At 71.9% G+C, this 20,944-nt stretch carries 12 protein-coding genes; all 12 read left to right on the top strand.

Annotation, left to right across the window (positions count from 1 at the left end):
* Positions 1 to 127 precede the first annotated feature (127 nt).
* Complete coding sequence (eccCa, locus tag GWK61_RS31455; RefSeq protein ID WP_194915281.1) at positions 128 to 4,084, top strand: type VII secretion protein EccCa; 3,957 nt, start codon at positions 128 to 130, stop codon at positions 4,082 to 4,084.
* A 163-nt stretch (positions 4,085 to 4,247) separates the two neighbouring features.
* Positions 4,248 to 5,663, top strand: coding sequence for a type VII secretion integral membrane protein EccD (gene eccD / locus GWK61_RS31450; protein WP_194915270.1), 1,416 nt, complete (start codon positions 4,248 to 4,250; stop codon positions 5,661 to 5,663).
* 9 nt (positions 5,664 to 5,672) lie between these two features.
* On the top strand, positions 5,673 to 7,043 hold the full coding sequence (eccB, locus tag GWK61_RS31445; protein WP_194915259.1) for a type VII secretion protein EccB: 1,371 nt from the start codon (positions 5,673 to 5,675) through the stop codon (positions 7,041 to 7,043).
* Positions 7,028 to 9,577 carry a hypothetical protein gene (locus tag GWK61_RS31440; RefSeq protein WP_194915250.1) on the top strand — a complete coding sequence of 850 codons (2,550 nt, stop codon included), beginning with the start codon at positions 7,028 to 7,030 and terminating at the stop codon, positions 9,575 to 9,577. Before eccB ends, GWK61_RS31440 begins: the two co-directional genes overlap by 16 nt.
* Entirely contained in the window at positions 9,574 to 12,912 is a 3,339-nt protein-coding gene (locus GWK61_RS31435) for a right-handed parallel beta-helix repeat-containing protein (protein ID WP_194915245.1), read from the top strand. The genes GWK61_RS31440 and GWK61_RS31435 overlap by 4 nt, the downstream gene beginning before the upstream one ends.
* A 156-nt stretch (positions 12,913 to 13,068) precedes the next feature.
* Entirely contained in the window at positions 13,069 to 13,401 is a 333-nt protein-coding gene (locus GWK61_RS31430) for a WXG100 family type VII secretion target (protein WP_194915233.1), read from the top strand.
* A gap of 36 nt (positions 13,402 to 13,437) precedes the next feature.
* Positions 13,438 to 13,728, top strand: coding sequence for a WXG100 family type VII secretion target (locus GWK61_RS31425; RefSeq protein ID WP_194915222.1), 291 nt, complete (start codon positions 13,438 to 13,440; stop codon positions 13,726 to 13,728).
* A 3-nt stretch (positions 13,729 to 13,731) separates the two neighbouring features.
* Complete coding sequence (locus tag GWK61_RS31420; protein ID WP_194915211.1) at positions 13,732 to 14,511, top strand: hypothetical protein; 780 nt, start codon at positions 13,732 to 13,734, stop codon at positions 14,509 to 14,511.
* Between the two features lie 108 nt (positions 14,512 to 14,619).
* Positions 14,620 to 17,256 carry a WXG100 family type VII secretion target gene (locus tag GWK61_RS31415; protein WP_194915206.1) on the top strand — a complete coding sequence of 879 codons (2,637 nt, stop codon included), beginning with the start codon at positions 14,620 to 14,622 and terminating at the stop codon, positions 17,254 to 17,256.
* Positions 17,257 to 17,427: 171 nt separating this feature from the next.
* Complete coding sequence (locus GWK61_RS31410; RefSeq protein WP_194915204.1) at positions 17,428 to 17,874, top strand: YbaB/EbfC family nucleoid-associated protein; 447 nt, start codon at positions 17,428 to 17,430, stop codon at positions 17,872 to 17,874.
* Positions 17,867 to 18,226 (top strand): hypothetical protein, encoded by a 360-nt coding sequence (locus tag GWK61_RS31405; RefSeq protein ID WP_194915202.1) that lies wholly within the window; start codon positions 17,867 to 17,869, stop codon positions 18,224 to 18,226. The genes GWK61_RS31410 and GWK61_RS31405 overlap by 8 nt, the downstream gene beginning before the upstream one ends.
* The coding region (locus GWK61_RS31400; RefSeq protein WP_194915200.1) for a WXG100-like domain-containing protein at positions 18,223 to 20,944 on the top strand (2,722 nt) is incomplete at its 3' end. The genes GWK61_RS31405 and GWK61_RS31400, both read left to right, overlap by 4 nt.

Raw genomic sequence — 20,944 nt, 5'->3', positions numbered from 1 at the left:
GCGCCGCGCACACGGCGCACCCCTGCGTGTCCGATCGGGCAACGCTCGCGGCCGCCCCCGGACAGCCGGGCGCGGCCCTGCCTACGGTCGAGACCGCGCCACCGTACGAAAGGAGAACGGATCAGCCATGGGCACCGAAATCGTGAAGCGCCCCTCGCGCGCGCCCGCGCCGCAGTCTCCGGACGGACAGGTGGAACTGGCCGAGCCGCCGGTACTCGGCGAGCCCGCCACCGCCGACTTCGGGTCGGTGATGGGCATGATGCCGATGGCCCTCGGCATGGGGACCATGGCCCTGATGTTCTCGGCCGCGAACGGCTCGCCGAGCATGTACATGATGTCCGGGATGATGGGCATGTCCATGGTCACCATGAGCCTGGGCCAGGTCGGGCGCTCGAGCATGGACCGCAAGCGCAAGACCCGCGCCGAGCGCCGCGACTATCTGCGCTACCTCTCGCAGCAGCGGGAGAAGGCGATGAGCGCGGCCGACGAGCAGCGCGCGGCGGTGCGCTGGGACAACCCGCCGCCGGAGGCGCTGTGGTCGATCGCCGCCGGGGCGCGGCTTTGGGAGCGCCGGCCCAGCCACGAGGACTTCGGCCGGGTGCGCATCGGCCTGGGGACCCGGCGCGCCGCGCTGGAGTTCGTCCCGCCGCAGACGAAGCCGGTCGAGGATCTGGAGCCGTTGTGCGCGATCTCGTTGCGGCGCTTCATCCGCGCGCACCAGAGCGTCACCGGCGTGCCGATCGCACTGGGGCTGCGCAACTTCACCAGCGTCGAGTTCGCCGGGCACGCCGACGCCGCCGCCGGGCTGATCCGCTCGATGCTCGGCCAGCTGGCCGTCTTCCACTCCCCGGACGAGCTGAAGATCGCGGTGCTCACCGACGAGGCCGGGCTGGCCGAGTGGGACTGGGTCAAGTGGCTGCCGCACGCCCGGCACGCCAAGGAGGAGGACGAGGCGGGGCCGCTGCGGCTGGTCGCGACCGACCACGACACGCTGCTGGCGCTGCTCGGGCCGGAGACGATCGAGCGTCCTGAGCACGATCGGGGCGCGGTGCCGGGCGTCACCGAGCCGTTCCTGGTGGTCGTCGCGCACCGCACGCTGCTGCCGGCCACCTCTCGGCTGCTCGGCGCGGGACTGCGTAACGCAGTGCTCTTCGACGCCACCGGCGCGATGACCGGCGGGCCGAAAGTCCTGCGGCTGCACGCCGAAAACGGCGAGGTCGGCTTCCCGGTCGGGGACACGACCGCGAGCGCCGCCGCCGACGCGCTGAGCACGGCTGCGGCGACCTCGCTGGGCCGGGTGCTGGCGCCGTTCCGGACCAGCGGCACCGTCGACCTGGCCGACAAGCCGCTGGAGAGCGACTTCGAACTGACCACGCTGCTGGGGATCCGCAACCCGTACAACTTCGACGTCGCGGCCAAGTGGCGGCCGCGCGCCGTGCAGAGCGCGCGGCTCCAGGTGCCGATCGGGGTGACCGAGAACGGCGAGGTCGTCGAGCTCGACATCAAGGAGTCGGCGCAGGGCGGGATGGGGCCGCACGGGTTGCTGATCGGGGCCACCGGCTCCGGCAAGAGCGAGCTTCTCCGAACCCTGATCGTCGGGCTGGCCGCCACGCATTCGTCCGAGGTGCTGAACCTGGTGCTGGTGGACTTCAAGGGCGGCGCGACGTTCATGCACATGGACCGGCTGCCGCACACCTCGGCCGTGATCACCAACCTGGCCGGCGAGCTGCATCTGGTGGACCGGATGCAGGACGCGATCAACGGCGAGGTCATCCGGCGGCAGGAACTGTTGCGGGAGACGGGATACTCGTCGCTGTACGACTACGAGAAGGCGCGCGCCGCCGGGGCCCGGCTGGCTCCGCTGCCGACGCTGCTGGTGGTCGTGGACGAGTTCTCCGAGTTGCTGGCCGCCAAGCCGGAGTTCGTGGAGTTGTTCATCACGATCGGCCGGGTCGGCCGCAGCCTCGGGATGCATTTGCTGTTGGCCTCGCAGCGGTTGGACGAGGGACGGATCCACCGGGTCGAGGGGCACCTTTCGTATCGCATAGCCCTGCGAACGTTCTCCTCGATGGAGTCGCGCAGCGTGATCGGCGTCTCGAACGCCTATGAGCTGCCTTCGGCGCCGGGCAACGGCTATCTGAAGATCGACACGACGAATCTGGTGCGGTTCAAGGCCGCTTACGTGTCAGGGCCCGTACGGAGTGGGGCCGGCGGTTCGGGGGCCGGGGATGCGGCGGCGGTCGAGCAGGCCGAGTTCGCCGACGTCGTGGAGTTCGGGCTCCGGCAGGCTCCGCCGCCGGTGCCGGCCGAGGTCGAGCCGGAGCCGGTGCCCGTCGTGGAGAGTGACGAGGGGGACGGCGACAGCTTGCTGGAGGTGCTGGTCGACCGGCTCGCCGACGCCGGTCCGCCGGCGCGTCAGGTGTGGCTGCCGCCGCTGACCGCCGCGCCGAGCTTGGACGAGATCCTGCCGGGCATCGTCCCGGACGCGGTGCGGGGGATGCAGGCGGCCGACTACCCGGGGCTCGGGGCGTTGCGGGTGCCGATCGGGGTGGTGGACCTGCCGTATGAGCAGTCGCGGGATCTGCTCACCGCGAACCTGGCCGGGGCCGACGGGCATGTGGGGATCGCCGGGGCGCCGCAGACGGGGAAGTCGACGTTGCTTCGTACCCTGATGCTCTCGCTGGCGCTCACGCACACGCCGCGCGACGTGCAGTTCTTCTGTCTGGACTTCGGCGGCGGGCTGGCCTCGGTGTCGGGGCTGCCGCACGTCGGGTCGACCGCGACGCGGCTGGACCGGGACCGGGTGCTGCGCACGATCGAGGAGGTCGCGCAGCTCATCGAGGTGCGCGAGGCGCGGTTCGCCGAGCTCGGGCTGGAGTCGATGGCCGCGTACCGGACGGCGCGGGCGCGCGGGACGGTCGAGGACGCGTTCGGGGACCTGTTCCTGGTCGTCGACGGCTGGGCGACGCTGCGGCAGGACTTCGAGGACCTGGAAGCGCGGGTGATGGAGATCGCCGGGCGCGGGTTGTCCTTCGGCGTGCACATCGTCGCCGCGGCGGTGCGCTGGTCGGAGTTCCGGCCCCGGCTGCGCGACCTGTTCGGCACCAAGTTCGAGCTGCGGCTCGGCGACCCGATGGAGTCCGAGATCGGGAACCGCGCCGCGGCCGCGGTGCCGAACCAGCCCGGCCGGGGCCTGACGCGCTCCGGCCACCACTTCCTGGTCGCGCTGCCGCGCCTGGACGCGCGCGGCGACACCGAGGACCTGACGACCGCGACCAAGACCGCGGCCGGGGAGCTGGACCTGTTCTGGACCGGGCCGCGGGCGCCGGGCGTGCGGATGCTGCCGGCCCGGCTGCCCGCGGCCAAGCTGCCGGTGCCGACCGGCGACCTGCGCATGTGCCTGGGCTGGGACGAGAAGCGGCTGCAGCCGGTGTGGCACGACTTCGAGCACACGCCGCACCTGCTGGTGCTCGGCGACAGCGAGACCGGCAAGACGAACATGCTGAGCCTGGTCGTCAAGGCCATCACCGACCGCTACAGCCCGGCCGAGGCGCGGGTGCTCCTCGGCGATCCGGGCCGCCGCCTGCACGAGGTCGCGCCGGAGGCGTACCGCGTCGGCTACGCGATCGACACCGACTCGCTGGCGCAGCTCGCGGGCAGCGCGGCGGTGTCGATGACGGCCCGGCTGCCGGGCGCCGACGTGACGCCGGAGCAGCTGCAACGGCGGGACTGGTGGCACGGGCCGCGGCTGTTCGTCGTGGTCGACGACTACGACCTGTTCACGACCGGCAACGGCGCCGGCGGCCCGATGAGCCCCCTGGTGCGGATCCTGGGCAGCAGCGCCTACATCGGCATGCACCTGGTGATCGCCCGCAGCACCTCCGGCGCCATGCGCGCGATGATGGACCCGGTCCTCCGGCGGCTGTGGGAGCTGAACAGCCCGGCGGTGCTGCTCTCGTATCCGAAGGAGGAGGGCAAGTTCATCGGCGAGGCCAAGCCGCGGACGCTGCCGCCGGGGCGGGCTCAGTTGGTGACGCGGCGGGATATTCGGATCATTCAGACCGGGTTGGTGGGTGCTGAATGAGTGCCTTGATGGGGCTGGGCGGGCGCCGGCTCGCTTGCCGCTGCCGACGCTTCGGCGAACGGCCTTCCCTTGCCGACCATCGCTACTTTGCCGCCGCCTGTCGTCTTTCCGGCGCTGCGGTGGACGCAGAACTCACTGAACCCGCTGCGATTTCAGGAGTGTCATGAATACCTCGGCTCCAGCGGCTCCCTCTGCCCGCTTTCTTGGCGGCGGGGGCGAGTTGTGCCATCTCACTGTTTCTGGGCCGGCGCGTCGTGCTGACCTGGCCATTCCTTCGACTGCGACGCTTGGCGAGCTGCTGCCGATCGTCGTGCGGCACACCGTTGGCGACGCTGCCGATTCCGGTGATGGCGCCTGGGTGCTTCAGCGGCTCGGGGGGCCACCGCTTGACTTCGGCGGGACGGCCGAGTCGCTGGATCTGCGCGAGGGCGAGGTGCTGTATCTGAGCCCGCAGACCGCGATTCTGCCGGAGCTCGACTTCGACGACGTCAGCGTTGGGGTCGCCCACTCGGTGTCGCGGCGTGCCGATCACTGGCGGCCGGGGTTCAGTACGGCGCTGATGCTCGGCGCGGGTGCGGTCGTCGCGGCGGCGTTCGGGGTCTGCGTCACGACCTTGCCGTCGGTGTCGGCGCGGGTCGTGTTCTTCGGCCTCGCCGCTGCTGCGCTGGCACTCGTGGCGATCGTCGACAGCCGGTTCAGCGAGGACTCGGCGCCTGCCACGGCTGCCGCGCTCGGCGCGTGCGCCTTCACGGTGCTCACCGGGTTCGCCGCCTATCACGGCGCGCACGGGCTGTTCACCATCGATCGCAAGGCCCTGATGATCACAGGGTTTGCGAGCGCCGCCGTCGCCGTGCTGCTCGCCACCGCCGGTCGGCTGCCGCTGGCGGTGTTCGGGGCGGTGGCCGGGGTCGGCGTGTGCACCGCCATCGGCGCGACGGCCGCCAACGGCCTGAGCGCGAGCGCCGCGTCGGTCGCCGCCGTCCTCGCCGTCGTCCTGTACGCGGCCACCTCCGCGCAGCTGCGCATCGTCCTGCGCCTCACCCGCCTGCGCGTCGCGCTGCTCCCGCGCACCGCCGAGGAGCTGCAGCAGGACATCGATCCGGTCTCCGAGTCCGACGTCACCGCGCGGACCACGCGCGCCGTGTCGCATCTCAATGCCCTGTTCGTCACCGCGTCGCTGGTCTACGTCACCGCCTTCGGGTGGCTGGCGTTCCAGCCGGGGTGGGTCGGCGGGACGCTCACCGCCGTCTTCGCCCTCGCGCTCGTCCTGCGTGCCAGGAGCCTGACACTGGCCTGGCAGCGGGCGCCGCTGGTGCTCAGCGGGGTCGCCGGGCTGAGCCTGGTCGCCGTGTCGCTGGCCCGGCATCTCGGCGCGGGGGACCGCACCTGGGCCCTGTTGCTGCTGCTCTTCTGCGCGACGGCGCTGATCGCCGCCGCGCGCTCGCTGCCCGGCCGGCGGCTGCTGCCGATCTGGGGCCAGCTCGCCGACACCGCCGAGCTGTGGACCTCGCTGGCGCTGATCCCGCTGCTGCTGCAGTTCCTCCACGTCTACGCGCAGTTCCGCGCGCTCGTCAGCTGAGGACATGACGTGCAGACTCGACGCGACCACATCCAGGCCTACCGCTTCTCGGCAGGCCGCCTCGTCCACGCCGCCACGGCCGGCGATCCCGGCATCGGGGAACAGCCCTTCCGCCGCGGCAACCTCGGCCTGGTGATGGGCCTCATGGCCGCGGTGCTGCTCAGCGGCGGCGCGGCGGTCTACGGCCTGATCTCCCCGGCGCCTGACAAGTCCTGGAAGGCTCAGGGCTCGATCATCGTGGAGAAGGAGACCGGCACCCGCTACATCCTCATGAACGGCCAGCTGCGCCCGACCGCGAACTACGCCTCGGCGCGCCTGGCCGCCGGGGCCAAGCCGACGGTGCACATCGAGCCGCGCAGCACCCTGGCCGCGCTGCCGGTCGGGCCGTCGATCGGGATCGCCGGGGCGCCGGACAGCCTGCCGGACCCCTCGGCGCTGCTGGACGGCACCTGGTCGCTGTGCCTGGGCGCCACCGGAAGCGGCGGCAGCACGGTGCTCGACCTGGCCCCGGCCCAGCACGCCGCGGCGGTGCCGGCCGGGCGGCCGATCGTGGTGACCGCGAGCTCCAGCGAATACGTGCTCTGGAACTCCCGGAAGTATCCCGTGCCGAACGCCTCGGTGCTGGCCGTCCTGGGCCTGGGCAACCAGGCGCCGCTGCCGGTCCCGACCACCTGGCTCGGCGTGATCGGCGACGGTGACGCCCTCAGCCCGGCGCAGATCCCGTCCGCCGGAGCGCCGGGACCGCGCATCGCCGGACAGAAGACCAAGGTCGGCGAGGTGTTCCAGACCACCGCCGGCGGCGTGGCGCAGTTCTACGTCCTGCGCGGCGACGGCCTCGCGCCGATCACGCGCACCGAGGCGGCGCTGCTGGCGACCGTACCCGGCAACGGACAGCCGCTCGCGGTCGGCCCCTCGGACATCGCCGGCACCCCGGCGTCCGCCGACCAGTCGCTGCTGCGGCGGCTGCCCGACATGCTGGCCACCACGTCGTACGCCCCGCCGGCTGGCGCCCGACTCTGCGCCTACCAGGCCGCCGCCACTTCAAGCGCCGGCACCGGCACAGCCACCGGCGTCGGACCGGTGCTGGTGACCGAGGCCGGGCAGTTCTTCCCGGACAAGACCCCGGTCCTGATCCCGCCGGGCAAGGCCCTGATCGCGGATTCGACCTCGACCTCGCCGCTCACCCGAGCACCGGCGGCCTACCTCATCACCGATGCCGGGATGCGGTTCGCGGTAGACGGCACCGACACCCTGAACGCGCTCGGATACCCCGGAGTCGCAGGGCACGTATTCCCCGACGCGGTCCTCGGCTCGATGCCGGCCGGGCCGACGCTGAGTGTCAGCGCCGCACAGAAGGCCGTGTCATGGCCCGCGGGCTGACGCGTTCGCGTCCGGAGTCGGCGCCGCGCTGGTCCGACATCGGCGGCGCGGGCGGCCCAGGCGGCCCGGGTAGCGCGGGTGGCGCGGGCGGCGCCGTCATGCTGCACGCGGCGAACGGCCCCGACCCGCGCGCGATCGAGCGCTGCGGCGCCCTCGCCGACGGACAGAGCCCGACCGTGGTGTTCGTCGACCTGGCGCCCGGCGCGGAGATCCAGAGCGAGAACGACCTCCCGGCCTTCCTGGCCGAACGCGCCGGAACGCTGCGGCTGGTGCCGCTCCAGCCGCTCGCGTCGTCCTCGTTCCTCGGGCTCGGCGACTGGCTGTCGACCGCCCTCGGACGCGTCGTGCTGGCGCCCGGCGGCGTGCCGCAGAAAGTGGTGGGAGGGTTGTTCGTGCCGGTGGAGGCCGGACCGGGATGGTTCCACTTCGAGCCCGGGCGGGACCCGGTCCCCGCCTCCCGGCGCTCGCCGGCGCCGGAGTGGGAGTGCGCGTCCTTCGCCGAGGAGCGCGAACTCGCCGACGGAGTGCGGGTCGAACCGCTGCCCGCCGGCGCCTGGATCACCGCCGCCGGCTCGCCCCGGGCGGCCGAGTCCTATCGCAAGTGGCTGATAGGAGGCCTGGCGACCGATCCGGCGCATCCGCGCGTGGTCGTCGGCCATCCGGGCTCGGCGCCGGTGCCGCTGGACGCCATTGTCGAGTTCTGGACCAGCGTCGACGAGCGGATCCGGCCCGCGCTCCGGTTCGCGGACTTCGGCGCGACCGATCCCGCCGGGCCCACCCTCGGCCAGCAGCTGGCCGACCGCCTCGGCGTCGGCGTGGTCGCGGGGGTCGGCGTCCCGGTCCTGGCCCCGGCGGGGTCGAGGCGCGAGCAGAAGGGCAGCCAGACGCGCACCCTGCTCGCCGGCGGCGCGATGCACTGGCGGCCCTATGTCTGGGACCTGAAATACCTCCCCGAGGGTGCCGACCCCGAGCCGGTCGAGCACCGCGCCCCGATCGAGGGACTGCGCGAAGTGGCGCCCGGCATCTACGAGTACGCCCCGGGCGCGGTGCTCGAAGTCACCGCGAGCGGCCTGATGATGCGGCCGCCGATCTACAAGGCGCACGCGGCGGCGATCCGCGCTGCCGTGCCCGATCCCCACCACGCGCGGATGTTCCACGCCGCCGACGCCTCGGTCGACGCCGACCGCATGCGCTCGCTCGCCGACGAGGCGGTGGCGCGGCTGGAGCCGGAGGTGCGGGACTCGGTCGCGGTGCTGCCTTCGACGGCTGCGGTGAAGCAGGGGACGGATACGGCCGGCGGCGAGGTGGTGGTCGCGGCGGTGGAACTGGCTGCGGCTGAGGTGACGGTCTCGGCAGAGGCCGGGGCGGTTGTCGAGCTGGAGCCGGCAGCTGCGAGCGGCGCAGCTGCTGACAATGTCATGGCTGCCGAGAGTGGTGCGGGGATCGATGCGAGCGGCCTGGTCGATGTGCCAGCAGAACCGGAGCCGGTGCCCGTAACGCGATTCCGGCTCGAAAGTGGGCCGCTTCCGGGAGATGTCGCGATGGCTTCTGTTCCATTGGCGCCTGTCCAAGAGACTGTGACCGCGACCTCCGAGCCTGTGCTGCCGATCAAGCACATAGAACCTGCACCGACACCAGCGCCAACCCCACCGCCCGAGCCTGCTCCCGTCGTGCCATCGACCCCTGACGCAGGCCGCGCCCCCCAAGTCCAACCCGTCCCGCGCCCCGAAACCACCGCCGTCCCCTCCGTCCGCGCGCTCGACCAGGAGCGCCAGTGGGTCCGGCGCACCCTCAGCGAGCAGTACGACAACACCCTCGGCTCCGTCTCCCGCGTGGTCTCCGAGTCCCCGGGGCTGCGCACCTCCGGGGCCGCGACCGCCGACGTGCTCGTCGATCTCGTCGCCGTGCAGCTCTACCTCAACGGGCAGACCCGGCCGTTCGACGACCTGGTCCGCTCGGCCGCGGCCGGGCCGCACGTCCCGCTGGCCCGGTGCATCGCCTCCGGGCTCAAGCGCCTGCCGTCGCACCGCGGTCCGACGCTGGTCCGTGCCTCGCTGAGCGAGCGCGAGCTGCGCTGGTACGACAGCCGCAAGCTGGTCACCGAGTGGGGCTTCGTCCCCGCGCTCGCTGGCGCGCGGTACCGGATGCCCGGGGACGTCGACCTGCTGATCTGGTCGATGACCGCGCGCCGGACGCACCTGGTGGCCCCTGACCTCCCCGAGCAGGTCGTGTTCCTGCCCGGGACCAGTTTCAAGGTGCTGAGCGTGGTGACCGGCGAGCGGCCGCAGGTGCTGCTGCGGGAGCTGTCCGCCTCGGAGATCGGCGCGGACGGCCGGGTCGATCCCGGGCCGGTGCCGCTCGACGAGGTCGCGCTCAAGGGGCTCACGGACGCCGGCCGGACCTGGGCCGACGAGGACTCGGCCGCTGACCTGCCCGACCTGCCCGACCTGCCCGAAGCCGTCCGCGACCGGTTCGGCGGCGCCCCCGGTCTCATCGTCCCGCAGCACGAGCTCCAGGAAGGCAGAGCGTCGTGACACGCCAGAGACTGCTGGTCGCGCCCGACCGCCCCGGCGGATACCCGAGCATCGGCGCGGCGCTGCGGCAGGCCCGCGACGGCGCGCTGATCGCCATCGCGCCCGGCACCTACACCGAGCGGCTGGTCCTGGACCGGGTCGTCACGCTCAGCGCCGAGGAGGGCCCCGGCAGCGTGCGCGTGGACGGCGGCCCCGAAGGCAGCACCCTGATCGTCGACACCACCGCCGTGCAGCTGTCCGGGCTGGAGCTGGTCGGCGCCGACGAGCAGGCCCCGGTGCTGGAGGTGCGCCGCGGCGAGGCCGCGCTGGACGGCTGCCGCGTCGAGGGCGCGGCCTGGACCGCCGTCCTCGCGCACGGCGCCGGGACCCTGGCCCTGCGCGAGTGCCGGATCGCCAACCGCACCGGCGCCGGGGTCGTGGTCGCCTCGCCCGGCGGCACCATCATGGAACAGACCACCATCGAGGACACCGGATCCTCGGCCATCGTGGTCGCCGAGAAGGGCCGGCTCACTGCCACCGGCTGCACCGTCAACCGGCCGGCCGGCAACGGGATCTGCGTCAACGGCCAGGCCCGCGCCGAGATCGAGGACTGCGTCATCACCGGCTGCGAGAAGCCGGCGCTGGCCGTCGAGCAGAACGCCTCCGCCGTGCTGTCCCGGGTGCGGGTGAGCGAAGGCCGCGCGCTCGACCTCTACGTGACCTCCCGCGGCACCGTGGACGTGCGAGACTGCGAGTTCTCCGGAACCACCGGCCAGTCCGTCCACCTGGCCGGCGGCAGCGAGCCGGTCCTCACCGGCTGCGTCGTCACCGATCCGGCGCAGATCGGCGTCTACGTCACCGGCGGCGCGCGCCCCCGCCTCGAACGCTGCCGCGTCGTCGGGGCCGTGATCGGGATCGCCGCTGACGGAGCCAGTGCCCTGATGGCCAGCGAGGTCGAGGTCCGGGACGCCCGGCGCGGCGCCGTCGTGCTCTCCGGCGGCGCCACGGCCCAGTTCGAGGGCATCACCGTCACCGGCGAGGGCGCCGGCCTCACCGCCTCGGGCGGCGCCGCGGTCCAGATCCGCGGCGGCGCGCTGGACACCGGCGGGACCGCGGTCGAGGTGTCCGCGTCCGCCACCGCCGAACTCGGCCGGGTCGAGATCCAGGCCGCCGACGGCCAGGGTCTGATCCTGGTCGAGGGCGGGCAGGCGACGCTGGAGTCGTGCGTCCTGCGCGGCTGCGGCGTCGGCGTGGCCGGTGCTGGCCTGACCGCGCGCGACACCGAGTTCGCCGATGCCCCGGCCAGCGCGATCACCCTGGCCGAGGGCGCGGTGCTGGAGGCCGCCGGATGCCGGATCCACGGCGCCGCCGACCACGGGATCGACGTGCGCGAGGGCGGCCGCGCGACGCTGCGCGCGTGCCGGATCACCGGCAACGGCGGCGAAGGCGTGCACGGCGCGCCCGATGCGGTGGACGTGCAGGACTGCGAGGTCCGCGACAACGCCGCCGACAAGCCGACACCCGGCCCCGCGCCCACCCCGACTCCTGCTCCTGCTCCTGCCCGCCGGGTACCGCAGGACTCTTATGACTCCTACGACTCCTACGACATGAACCCGGTCGAGGACGAGTACGGCGACGGCTACGGCGACGGCTACGACGACGACCACGCCGCCGAGCCCGAGAACCCGGACCGGGCCCGCCACCTCGGCACCGGCCCGCTGGCCGAACTCGACCAACTGGTCGGCCTGGCCAGTGTCAAGCAGGAAGTCAACAGCCTGATCGACCTGATCACCATGGCGCAGCGCCGCGAGGAGCTGGGCCTGCCGATGCCGCCGATGAGCCGGCACCTGGTGTTCGCCGGCCCTCCCGGCACCGGCAAGACCACGGTCGCCCGGCTCTACGGCGCGGTCCTGGCCGAGCTCGGCATCCTCAGCCGCGGCCACATGATCGAGGTCTCGCGCGCCGATCTGGTCGCGCAGATCGTCGGCGGCACCGCCATCAAGACCACCGAGGTGGTCACCCGGGCCCTGGGCGGCGTGCTGTTCGTCGACGAGGCCTACACGCTGACCAACCAGTCCAAGGGCACCGGGCCGGACTTCGGCCGGGAGGCCGTCGAGACGCTGATGAAGCTGATGGAGGACCACCGGGACGAGCTGGTGGTCATCGTCGCCGGCTACTCCGAGCACATGGAGCAGTTCCTGTCCTCCAACCCCGGTATGGCCTCGCGCTTCTCCCGCACCGTGGAGTTCCCGAACTACAGCGTCGCCGAGCTGGTCACGATCGTGCGCGGGATGACCGCCGCGCACCGGTACGAGCTCGGGCAGGACACCATCGCCGCGCTGACCCGGTACTTCGAGGAGATCCCCAAGGGGCCGACCTTTGGCAACGGCCGCGTGGCCCGCAAGGTGTTCGAGGCCATGGTCGGCAACCAGGCCTCTCGGCTGGCCGGCAAGCCCGACGCCCGCGACTCGGACCTGAGCAGGCTCACACCCCAGGACGTCGATCCGCCGCCCACCGGCCCCGGCCCGGACGCCGGACGCCGGTCAGGGTTCGACGACACTCCCGGGATGCGCCGGCTGGCCGCGTTCACCGGCCTGGCCCCGGTGCGCGACGCGCTGCGCCTGCGGCTGACCGGCCTGGTCCGGCTGCGCGACGGCGGACAGCCGACGACCGGGCTGGCCAACGTGATCCTGGAGGGCGGACGGGGCTCGGGCCGCGGCGCGCTCGCCCGGGTCTACGCCTGGTGCCTGGCCGACCTCGGCCTGATCCGGACACGCGCGGCATACGAGGTCGCGCTCAGCGAGTTCCCGGCGCGCTGGGAAGGGCAGCCCGAGTTCTACGCGCAGTCGGTGTTCGCCGAGGCCCAGGGCGGAGTGCTGGTGGTGCGGGTGGACGAGGACTTCGCCGCGTTCCCGCCCGGGGCGCGCGCCGCCGTGCTCGCCGCGCTGCCGAAGGCGGTCGCCGCACACCAGGACGTCGTCGTGGTCCTGACCGTGGAGCCGGCGCACGCCGCACAGCTGCTGCGCGGCCGTGCCGATCTGCTCGACTGCTTCGCCGAATCGCTGGCCACCGGCGACTACTCGTCGAGCGAGTCGGCGCTGCTCGCCGCGCGGTATCTCGCGCGGCGCGGGTTCCGGATCACCGAGCAGGTGCTGGCGGCGTTCGAAGAAGGCTTCGACGACCTGCCGGTCGGTCCCGGGGCCTACACCGCCCACCGGGTGGCCGCGCGGGTGGGGGAGCTGACCGGTTCCCTGGAGGTTGATCCCGGGGTTGTGGAAAGTGCGCTGGTGGCGCTCCAGCCCGCTACCGACCGTGCGTCCAAGCGGCCCCCCGTTCCGGAGCCGGTGCCGGGATGACCTGGGCTTTTCGGCCGGTGGCCGGTCGAGCAGCGATCCATGTACAAACGGGCACCGCTGCCGGCGGACCCGTCCCGGGGACCCCTCCCGCACGTTGACTGAGACGTAAGGCGGCTGATGCGGCCGCCCCCACCCCGCAGTGAGAAGGAGGAAAACGTGGCCACTCCGAACACGTCCGTCACAGTCGACGGCATGCAACTGGCCCAGCAGGACTTCCAGGACGCGCTCGCCCAGGTCAACGGGGCCTACCAGGCCATGTCCGAGCAGCAGGCGACGCTCGCGGCCAACTGGTCCGGCGAGGCGGCGTCCTCGTTCGGCACCGCGCTCGCGACCTACCTGGACGACCTGCAGGTCGTGCAGTCCCAGCTGGCGCTGATCCTGGAGAAGCTGTCCACCCAGACCGGCGTCTACGCCAACACCCACCAGCAGTCCCTGGAGACCGCCCAGACCCTCGTCCGCGCCGTCGGCAGCCCGCTCCCGGGTCTGTGAGCCGGCATACCGTCCCTCGTTGAAAGGTCCTGATCCATGGCCACGTACATGGTCAACATGAACATCGTCCAGCAGGTCGCCGAGCAGATGGGCCAGATCTCCTCGCAGATCTCCGATCTGCTGACGAACCTGGAGGACAGCACGCAGACGCACCTGTCCGAATGGAGCGCCGACTCGCAGCAGGCCTACTGGGTCGCCAAGAAGAAGTGGGACGAGAAGGCGGCCGACATGGCCGTGCAGGCGACCAACGCCGAGGCCTCGCTGGGCAGCATCAACGAGTCCTACGCGAACGCCGAGAACCAGGGACTCGGACTCTGGGAGCAGTGAGCCGTGGCGACGGATCCGACGCAGGACCCCCACTTCCAGACCGTCATCGGCGGTACCACGTACTGCTACGACTACACCGACAAGAAGTGGTACCAGAACCAAACCGATAGCATGATCGGCTCGTGGTGGGTCTCCTCGGACCCGCCGGCCAACACCACCCCGCCGGCGACGCCGCCGTCCGACCCGACCAAGACGTCGAACACGTCGAACACGTCGAACACATCGACAACGTCCAACACCTCGAACACGACCACCACCGACACCCAGGACACCGGGCCCTGGTCGCCGAACCACGCCGATCGTCAGCCGGACAAGCCGTTGCCGAAGGACGCGAAGGACCTGCCGAAGGTTCCCGCGCCGCCGCCGGTCCCCGGCGGGGACGGCACGGGGAACACCTCGGTGGACACTCCTTCGCTGGACAAGTTCGCGAGCAACATCGCCTTGTTGCAGGATCCGGTGAACAAACTGCTGGACACGATCACGCAGATGCCCGCGGTGCAGCCCGGGGCGTTCTACCACGCCGACCAGATCCGGGCGAACATCGACGGACTGAACGGGGACGGCGGCCTGAAACAGAAGTACCGCACCGCCGTCACCGACCTGACCAACGGTCTGAAGGACCTGCACGACGCGATGACGAGTCTGAGCACCAAGTACGCCAGCACCGAGGACGCGAACAAGGGCACCGCGGACGACGTCAACCGGGCCCTGAACGGCTCCACCGCGTATTTCAGCGGGATCGACACCGACGTCAGCGGCGGGTCGAGCAACACCGGAGCCTGAGTCCGGTACGCGGTCCGGCCGCGGTGTGCCCCGGCGGGAGCTCCGGCACACCGCGGCCGCCTTCGTGCGCGCCGAAGAGAACCCCATCCCCAGCGAGGACGGACGGCCATGGCAGACGACTCCAAGACCGGGAGCGGCCAGTTCAACGAGGACCCCAACGGTGGTCTGTTCGGAAACATCTCCAACAGCGGTTCGGCGTCCGACTACGCCGGGTGGGACTGGCACCAGATCGAGGCCGCGGTCCTCGGCGGCTCCGGGCTCCCGGTCGGCGACGACACGGCCGCCCACCGGGCCCGCGGCATCGCCGATCCGCAGACCCTGGTCGACGCCGGGTACCACTTCTACACGGTCCAGACCACGCTGCAGATGGTCGGCCAGAGCATCAAGGACCAGGCCAACGCGCTGGCCGGTTCGCACGACGCGCCGTGGACCGGCGCCGCGGCCGACGCCTTCCTCAGCGCCATGACGACGTTCTCCAACCAGGTGCTCGCGGTCTCCTCGGCGCTGGCCGGCGGGCCGTCCGGGACCGACTCGGTCCCGAACCAGCTGGTGAACAACGGCAACTATCTGGCGTGGGCGCAGGAGCAGGTCTCCTCGATCGACCACTACTACGCGAACGCGGCGCTGCACGCGGTCCCGCCGGCCAGCGTGGTCAACAACCTGGTGATGATCCACGAGAAGCCCGAGATCGCGGCCATGATGACGCACGACATGCTCGGGGTGCTGAACAGTCTGGTCGGCAACTACCAGGTGACGGTCGACAGCGTGCACGCGCCGCCGACGGTGAACAACCCGGTCAACAATCCGAACCTCACGCCGCCGCCGACCGTCACCCCGCCGCCGACGGACAACGGGTCGAACTCGCCGAACGTCACTCCGCCGCCGGACACCAACACCCCGTCGACCGACGGTTCCGGATCGCCGAACGTCAACTCGCCGGGGGTCGCGCCGCCGCCGGACACCAGCAACCTGTCGGCCGTGCCGCCACCCGGCACCGGCGCCGGCGACCCGAACGCCACGGCCGGCGGCGCTCCGCCGCCGGCGACCGTGAGCGCGCCGCCGGATCTGGGCAGCGGACCGGGCCTGGGCGGCATCCCCGGCCTGTCCGACACCACCGCGCCGGGGCTCCCCAACGCGACGGCCGGGAACATCCCGCCGTTCACAGGAGTCGGCGCGCCGCCGAACCTGGTCGACACCTCGGGACTGCCCGGGACGAACGGCCTGGGGAACACCGGGCTGCCGCCGGGGCTCGGGGTCGGGAACGTCCCGCCGCTGGCGAACATCGGCGGACCGAACATCGGCACGGGGACGGGGCTGCCGTCCAACCTCACGACGACCGAAGGGCTCGGCAGCCGTTCGCCGCTGTCCGCGCCGTTGCTGGCCGGGGTGCCGTCGGAGCTGCTGTCGCCGGCGATCAACCCGGCGATGGAGGCCGCGCTCAACCCGGCGCGCGTCGGCGTGGGCGGCGAGAAGCCCGCGGCTCTGGAGATTCCGCACGCGCCGGGGGTCGGGGCCGGTTCGGACTTGGGTGCCGGCTTGGGCAAGGACCTCGGGACCGGTCTGGGCAAGGATCTGACGAGCCTGGAGTCGACTCCGCAGGGCTCTGGACTCTCTCTGGAGAGTTCGCCGGGGGCTGCGGCGGGCGCCGGTGAGGGGCAGATGCCTTATATGCCCGGCATGGGCGGGGCCGGTGCGCAGGGGAACAACGCGGAGCGTTCCGACGCTGCGGGCCTGCTCGGCGGGTTGACCAAGCCGTGGATCGGCGCGGTTCCGCAATCGATGATCAACGAGCCGGGGTCCACGGTCGGTGCGGCTGCCGGTGGATCGTCGCTGCAGGGTTCGGTCGGCGCCGAGACACCGAGCTCTGAACTCGCGGCTTCGGGCGCGGGGGCGGGGGAGATGCCTTACATGCCCGGCATGGGAGGGGCTGGCGCGCAAGGCAACAATGCGGAGCGTTCCGACGCCTCCGGTCTGCTCGGCGGTGTTACTGAGGCCTGGGCGATGGAGGCTCTGATGTTGTCGGCCACCGGGGAGGCTGAGATCCCGGCCGGCGCTACTGCCGGCGGTGCCGCTCTCGAGGGCATGGCCGAGACCGAGCAGGCGATGATGGTGGCGGCTGACGGCACGCTGATACCGGTCGAGGATCAAGAGGGCAAGCAGGAAACGAAGGAAAAGCAGGCCCCTGTCACGCGTGCGGTGGCGACACCGGTGTCCGCGCCGGTGTCCGCGACCGCCCCCGGTCCTGCCCCCGCGCCGACACACGAAGCAGTTCCCGTACTCGCGGCGCCCGGCGGCGTTCCGGACGAGAGCGCGTGGGACGTCGGCGGTGCTGCCGCCGCCGCGCTGCTCGGCCTCGGCCTGGCCCGGCGCGCCGGCGGGGACGAGGGGGAGGTCGACAGCCGTACCGTGACCGTGGAACAGGAGGCCTGGCAGGACGAGCCCGTGGGCGTGCCGGCGCACGAAGCCGTCGCCCCTCGCATCGATGCCGAGGAGAACCCGGATCTCGTGACGTGGCAACGTGCCAAGGGCCTCGGCGCCACGGTTACGCCGGTCCTGGAGCGGGTGCGCTCCGGGCGCCTGCCGGCCGGTTACGTGCCGCCGCCCCCGCCGGAGCCCGAGGAGGAGCCGGTGGCCCCCGGACAGGAGGACGAAACACCGGACGACGGCCCGGCCGCCGCGAAGCTCCTGGTCCAGGACTCGACGACGTGGGGCGCGCGCCAGTCCGGCTGGGACGGGCTGGAGTGAGCTCGGCACCGTAGGTGACCCGTGATGACGTAAGAGGCAAGTGCCGATGTCTGTTCGGGCAAACCGCGCCCACGATCCGAGACTGGATCGTGGGCGCTTCCTTACCTTGGGGAGTGGGTTACTTCAGCCTTGAAAGGTGGTTAACGCCATGGAAACACGGGTGGGGCGGCGATGAACCTGCCCTTCGACGGTGAGGTCGAGGCCCTGATGGAGGCGTACCAGCGCCGCCGGGCCCGGACCGCCGAGCTCCAGCAGAAGATCCGGGAGATCTCCGCGACCGCGAGCAACCCGCGCCAGACGGTCAAGGTGACGGTCGGCGCGCAGGGCGACCTGGTCGGCATCGAGTTCCCGACCGACGCCTACAAGCGCATGGCGCCCAAGGAGCTGGTCGAGGCGATCATGTCGGTCGCGGCCGAGGCCAAGACGCAGGCGCAGAGCGCGCTGCGCGAGCTGATGCAGCCCGAGCTGCCCGCCGGGCTGGACTTCGACGATCTGGTGCAGGGCAAGGCGGATCTGTCCAAGGCGCTGTCCGAGGGCTCGTCGGTGCCCGAGGCGGTGCGGGACTACGTCGCGACCGGCCGGGTGCCGGGACGCATGGTGAGGGAGAGCGATGGCTGACCAGGTCTGGGTGGACACCGACCGGATGTCGGTGGTGAGCCCGCAGGTCGAGGAGCTGGCCCGCAAGACGCAGGGGGCGCGCTCGGGGTTGGTGGAGGCGGTGAGCCGGCTGGCGGACGCGGCCGGGAACGACGCCGCGGGGCAGGCGTTCAAGGCCTCGCACGATCCGGTGCGCGACCAGGTGGTCGGCGCGATGCACGACTTCGTGCAGATCACGAACGGCATGCTCACCGGTATCGGCACGATGGTCCGCGGCTACGTGCAGACCGAGGAGAACAACACGGTGCCGAAGACGTTCGACGCCCCGGCTCCGGAAACCTCCTCCCATCCCAAGCCGCCGTCGCGGCCGTGACCATCACCATTCCACCCGAGTTGGACTGGGTGGCGGCTTTGGCGGTGGGCCAGACCTGGCCCGCCGGTGATGAGGATCAGCTTGCCGAGTTGGGTGACGCCTGGCGTGACACGCATTCTCAGCTCACTGCGATCAATCACGACATCGCCCCGATGGCCTCGGGGATGCGGGACGCGCTGTCGGGGCCGACGGCGGAGCAGTTCGGGTCGTTCGTGAAGCAGTTGAACACGACGATGCCGACGCTGGTGGACACGTCGGCCCAGATGGGGGACATGTCGCATGAGACCGCGGTGCAGACTCAGTATTCGAAGTTGATGATTCTGCTGCAGTTGGCGTGGATGGCCGAGCAGTTGCTGGAGTGGGCGCCGACGGTGTGGGGTGCGGCGTTGGTACCGGAGATCGAGGCCATCGGGGAGCTGATGGTGTCGCAGATCGCCAAGCGGTTCGTGACGTCGGTGGCGTCGGCGACGGCGATCCAGACCGGTATGGACAGCGCGGTTCAGGCCTTCCAGATGTTCGTGCTGAAGGACCGGGACCACTGGGACACCTCGTCCACGGTGAGTGCCGTGGAGATGGGGCTGCTGTCCGGCGGCATCGGCGCGGCGGTGCACGAGATCGGGCACGCGATCGCGCCGGACTTCGTGAACACGCTGAAGGGGAAGGTGACGGTGTCCGCCGTCACCGGCGTGACGTCGGCGGTGGTGACGAACGCGGCCTTCGGCGGGGGGCAGGACCTGGGGTTGGCGTTCGGTGCGGGGGTGATCGGCGGGTTCCTCGGCGGGAAGGGGCCGCACGAGCAGGCGAAGGAGCCGCCGGCGCTGGATCTGGGCAGCCTGCACGCGTTGGGTGAGCTGGCGCATGAGGTGGAGGCGGAGAAGAACGGGCCGATTCCGCACGAGGGGCTGCCGGGGCTGGACGGTGTCGCGCATGAGGGTGCGCCGCTTGAGGGCGCTCCGCATGAGAGCGCGCCTTACGATGCTGCGCCGTATGAGAGCGCTCCGCCGCAGGGTCCTGGTGATCATGTTTCCATTTCGGCGCCGCAGAATGAGCCGAGTCATCAGGTCGTGGTGGGTGGCGGCGCGCCGCCGACGGTGGTGGAGGTCGCGCGTCGCGACGCCGGCAATGCACTGACCGAGAAACACGCGGCGCATGCTGCGATGGACAACGCTCAGTCGGAGTTGGCCGCGGCGCATCTGGACGTCGCGACGCAGAAGGCGTTGGAACAGCGCCTCACCACGTTGTCGCAGCCCGAGCTGCCGCAGACCACGGCGCAGAAGCTGCGGGCGTTCGCCGACGATCCGGTGGCCGAGGCCGCGGCCAACGTGCAGCAGGCCGGTCGCGAGCTGTCGGCGGCGCACGCGGATCTGGCGCAGGCCCAGGCGACGCAGCTGTCGCACGCCGGTCTGAACGACGCGCGCGTGGCGACGACCGACGCCAGCCGGGTCAGCGTGGCTGAGACGCGGGTCGCGGTGGCCGAACGGCAGGCTACGGTCGCTCAGCAGGTGCGGGACTTGGTGGCGGAGCCGGCTGGGAGGCAGGGCGATGCGGCGATCGTGACGAGTGGCGAGCCGCTTGCCGACCTGGTCTCGGCCGAGCGGGCTGCCACGCCATCGGTCGAGACCATTGCCACGGCTTCGGGCGGCGCGCGGACCGAATCCGTGCCCGAGACCGCGGCCACTTCGGCTCCGGAATCTCCGGACACTTCTGCGACCAGACCGGTCGAGACTCAGGCTGAGGCGCCGCGTCCCGATCCCGTGCCGCGCAAGGGCATCGTCACGCTGCACGATCTGCCGCCGGACTCTGATGCTTCGTCGCACGTCGCGCCTGGTGTCGGCATGCGCCAGCCTGATGGGTCGCGGACCCAGACCATCGCGCCGCACGCTCTCGACGAGCCTGCGCACGAACCCGAGCATCCCGGCTCCGGCTTCGACACCCCGGGGGAGCGCCTCGGTGGCCAAGGCGGGGACCCGGAGCAGCGGCTTTCGGAGGTCGCCGCGGAGGCTGCCGCGTCGCGGGCTTCGGCGGGTCCTGAGACGGTGCGGGTTTCGGCGCCGGACGAGCGGCTGGCCCAGGCGCGTGCCGACTTTGCCGCGGCTCGGCAGAACCTGGCCGTGAAGACGGCCGCCGAGCGTCGGGCGGTGCAGCGTGCCGCTGCGGTCGAGGAGCTTGAGCAGCAGGCTCGGGAGGCTGCGCAGCGAGCATCGGAACCTGCGCCGCGCACCCCGGAACCTGTTTCACACGCTGCCGAGCCTGAGGTGCCGCGTGTTACCCCCGCACAGCGTGAGCAGGCCTGGCAGAGCTTTGTCGATCGCATCCGTGGCGAGCACCCCGGTGGGGATCCGGTGCGCGAGGGCATGACCTGGCGCGAGGCTACCGACTGGGTCGAGCGGGAGGTCGAGCGACGCGTCGAGGAAGCTGCCGGCACCTTCTGGAACCAGTTCGACACTCAGGCTCATCGCGAATATGTCGCGCACCACACGGTCCAAGCGCGCGACCATGCCTGGACCATCCTCATGCACGACCTCGGTGTCGACGTTCCGCCCGATCGCCTCCAGGAGATCATCAGGACGGCCACCGATCCTGCCGCCGATCACGCTCCTGCCGCTCGTGACCACGCCACCGCGAGTCCGGCAGCCACCGATCCTGCCGCCGCCAACCATGCTGCCGCCGTCGACCACACCGCGGCCGCCAACCCCGCAGCCGCCGACCACACCCCCC

It is taken from the genome of Catenulispora rubra (assembly GCF_015356825.1).
Classification (GTDB): Bacteria; Actinomycetota; Actinomycetes; order Streptomycetales; family Catenulisporaceae; genus Catenulispora; species Catenulispora rubra.
The sequence above is the reverse complement of the archived record's forward strand: the minus strand, read 5'-3'. Positions and strand labels throughout refer to the sequence as shown.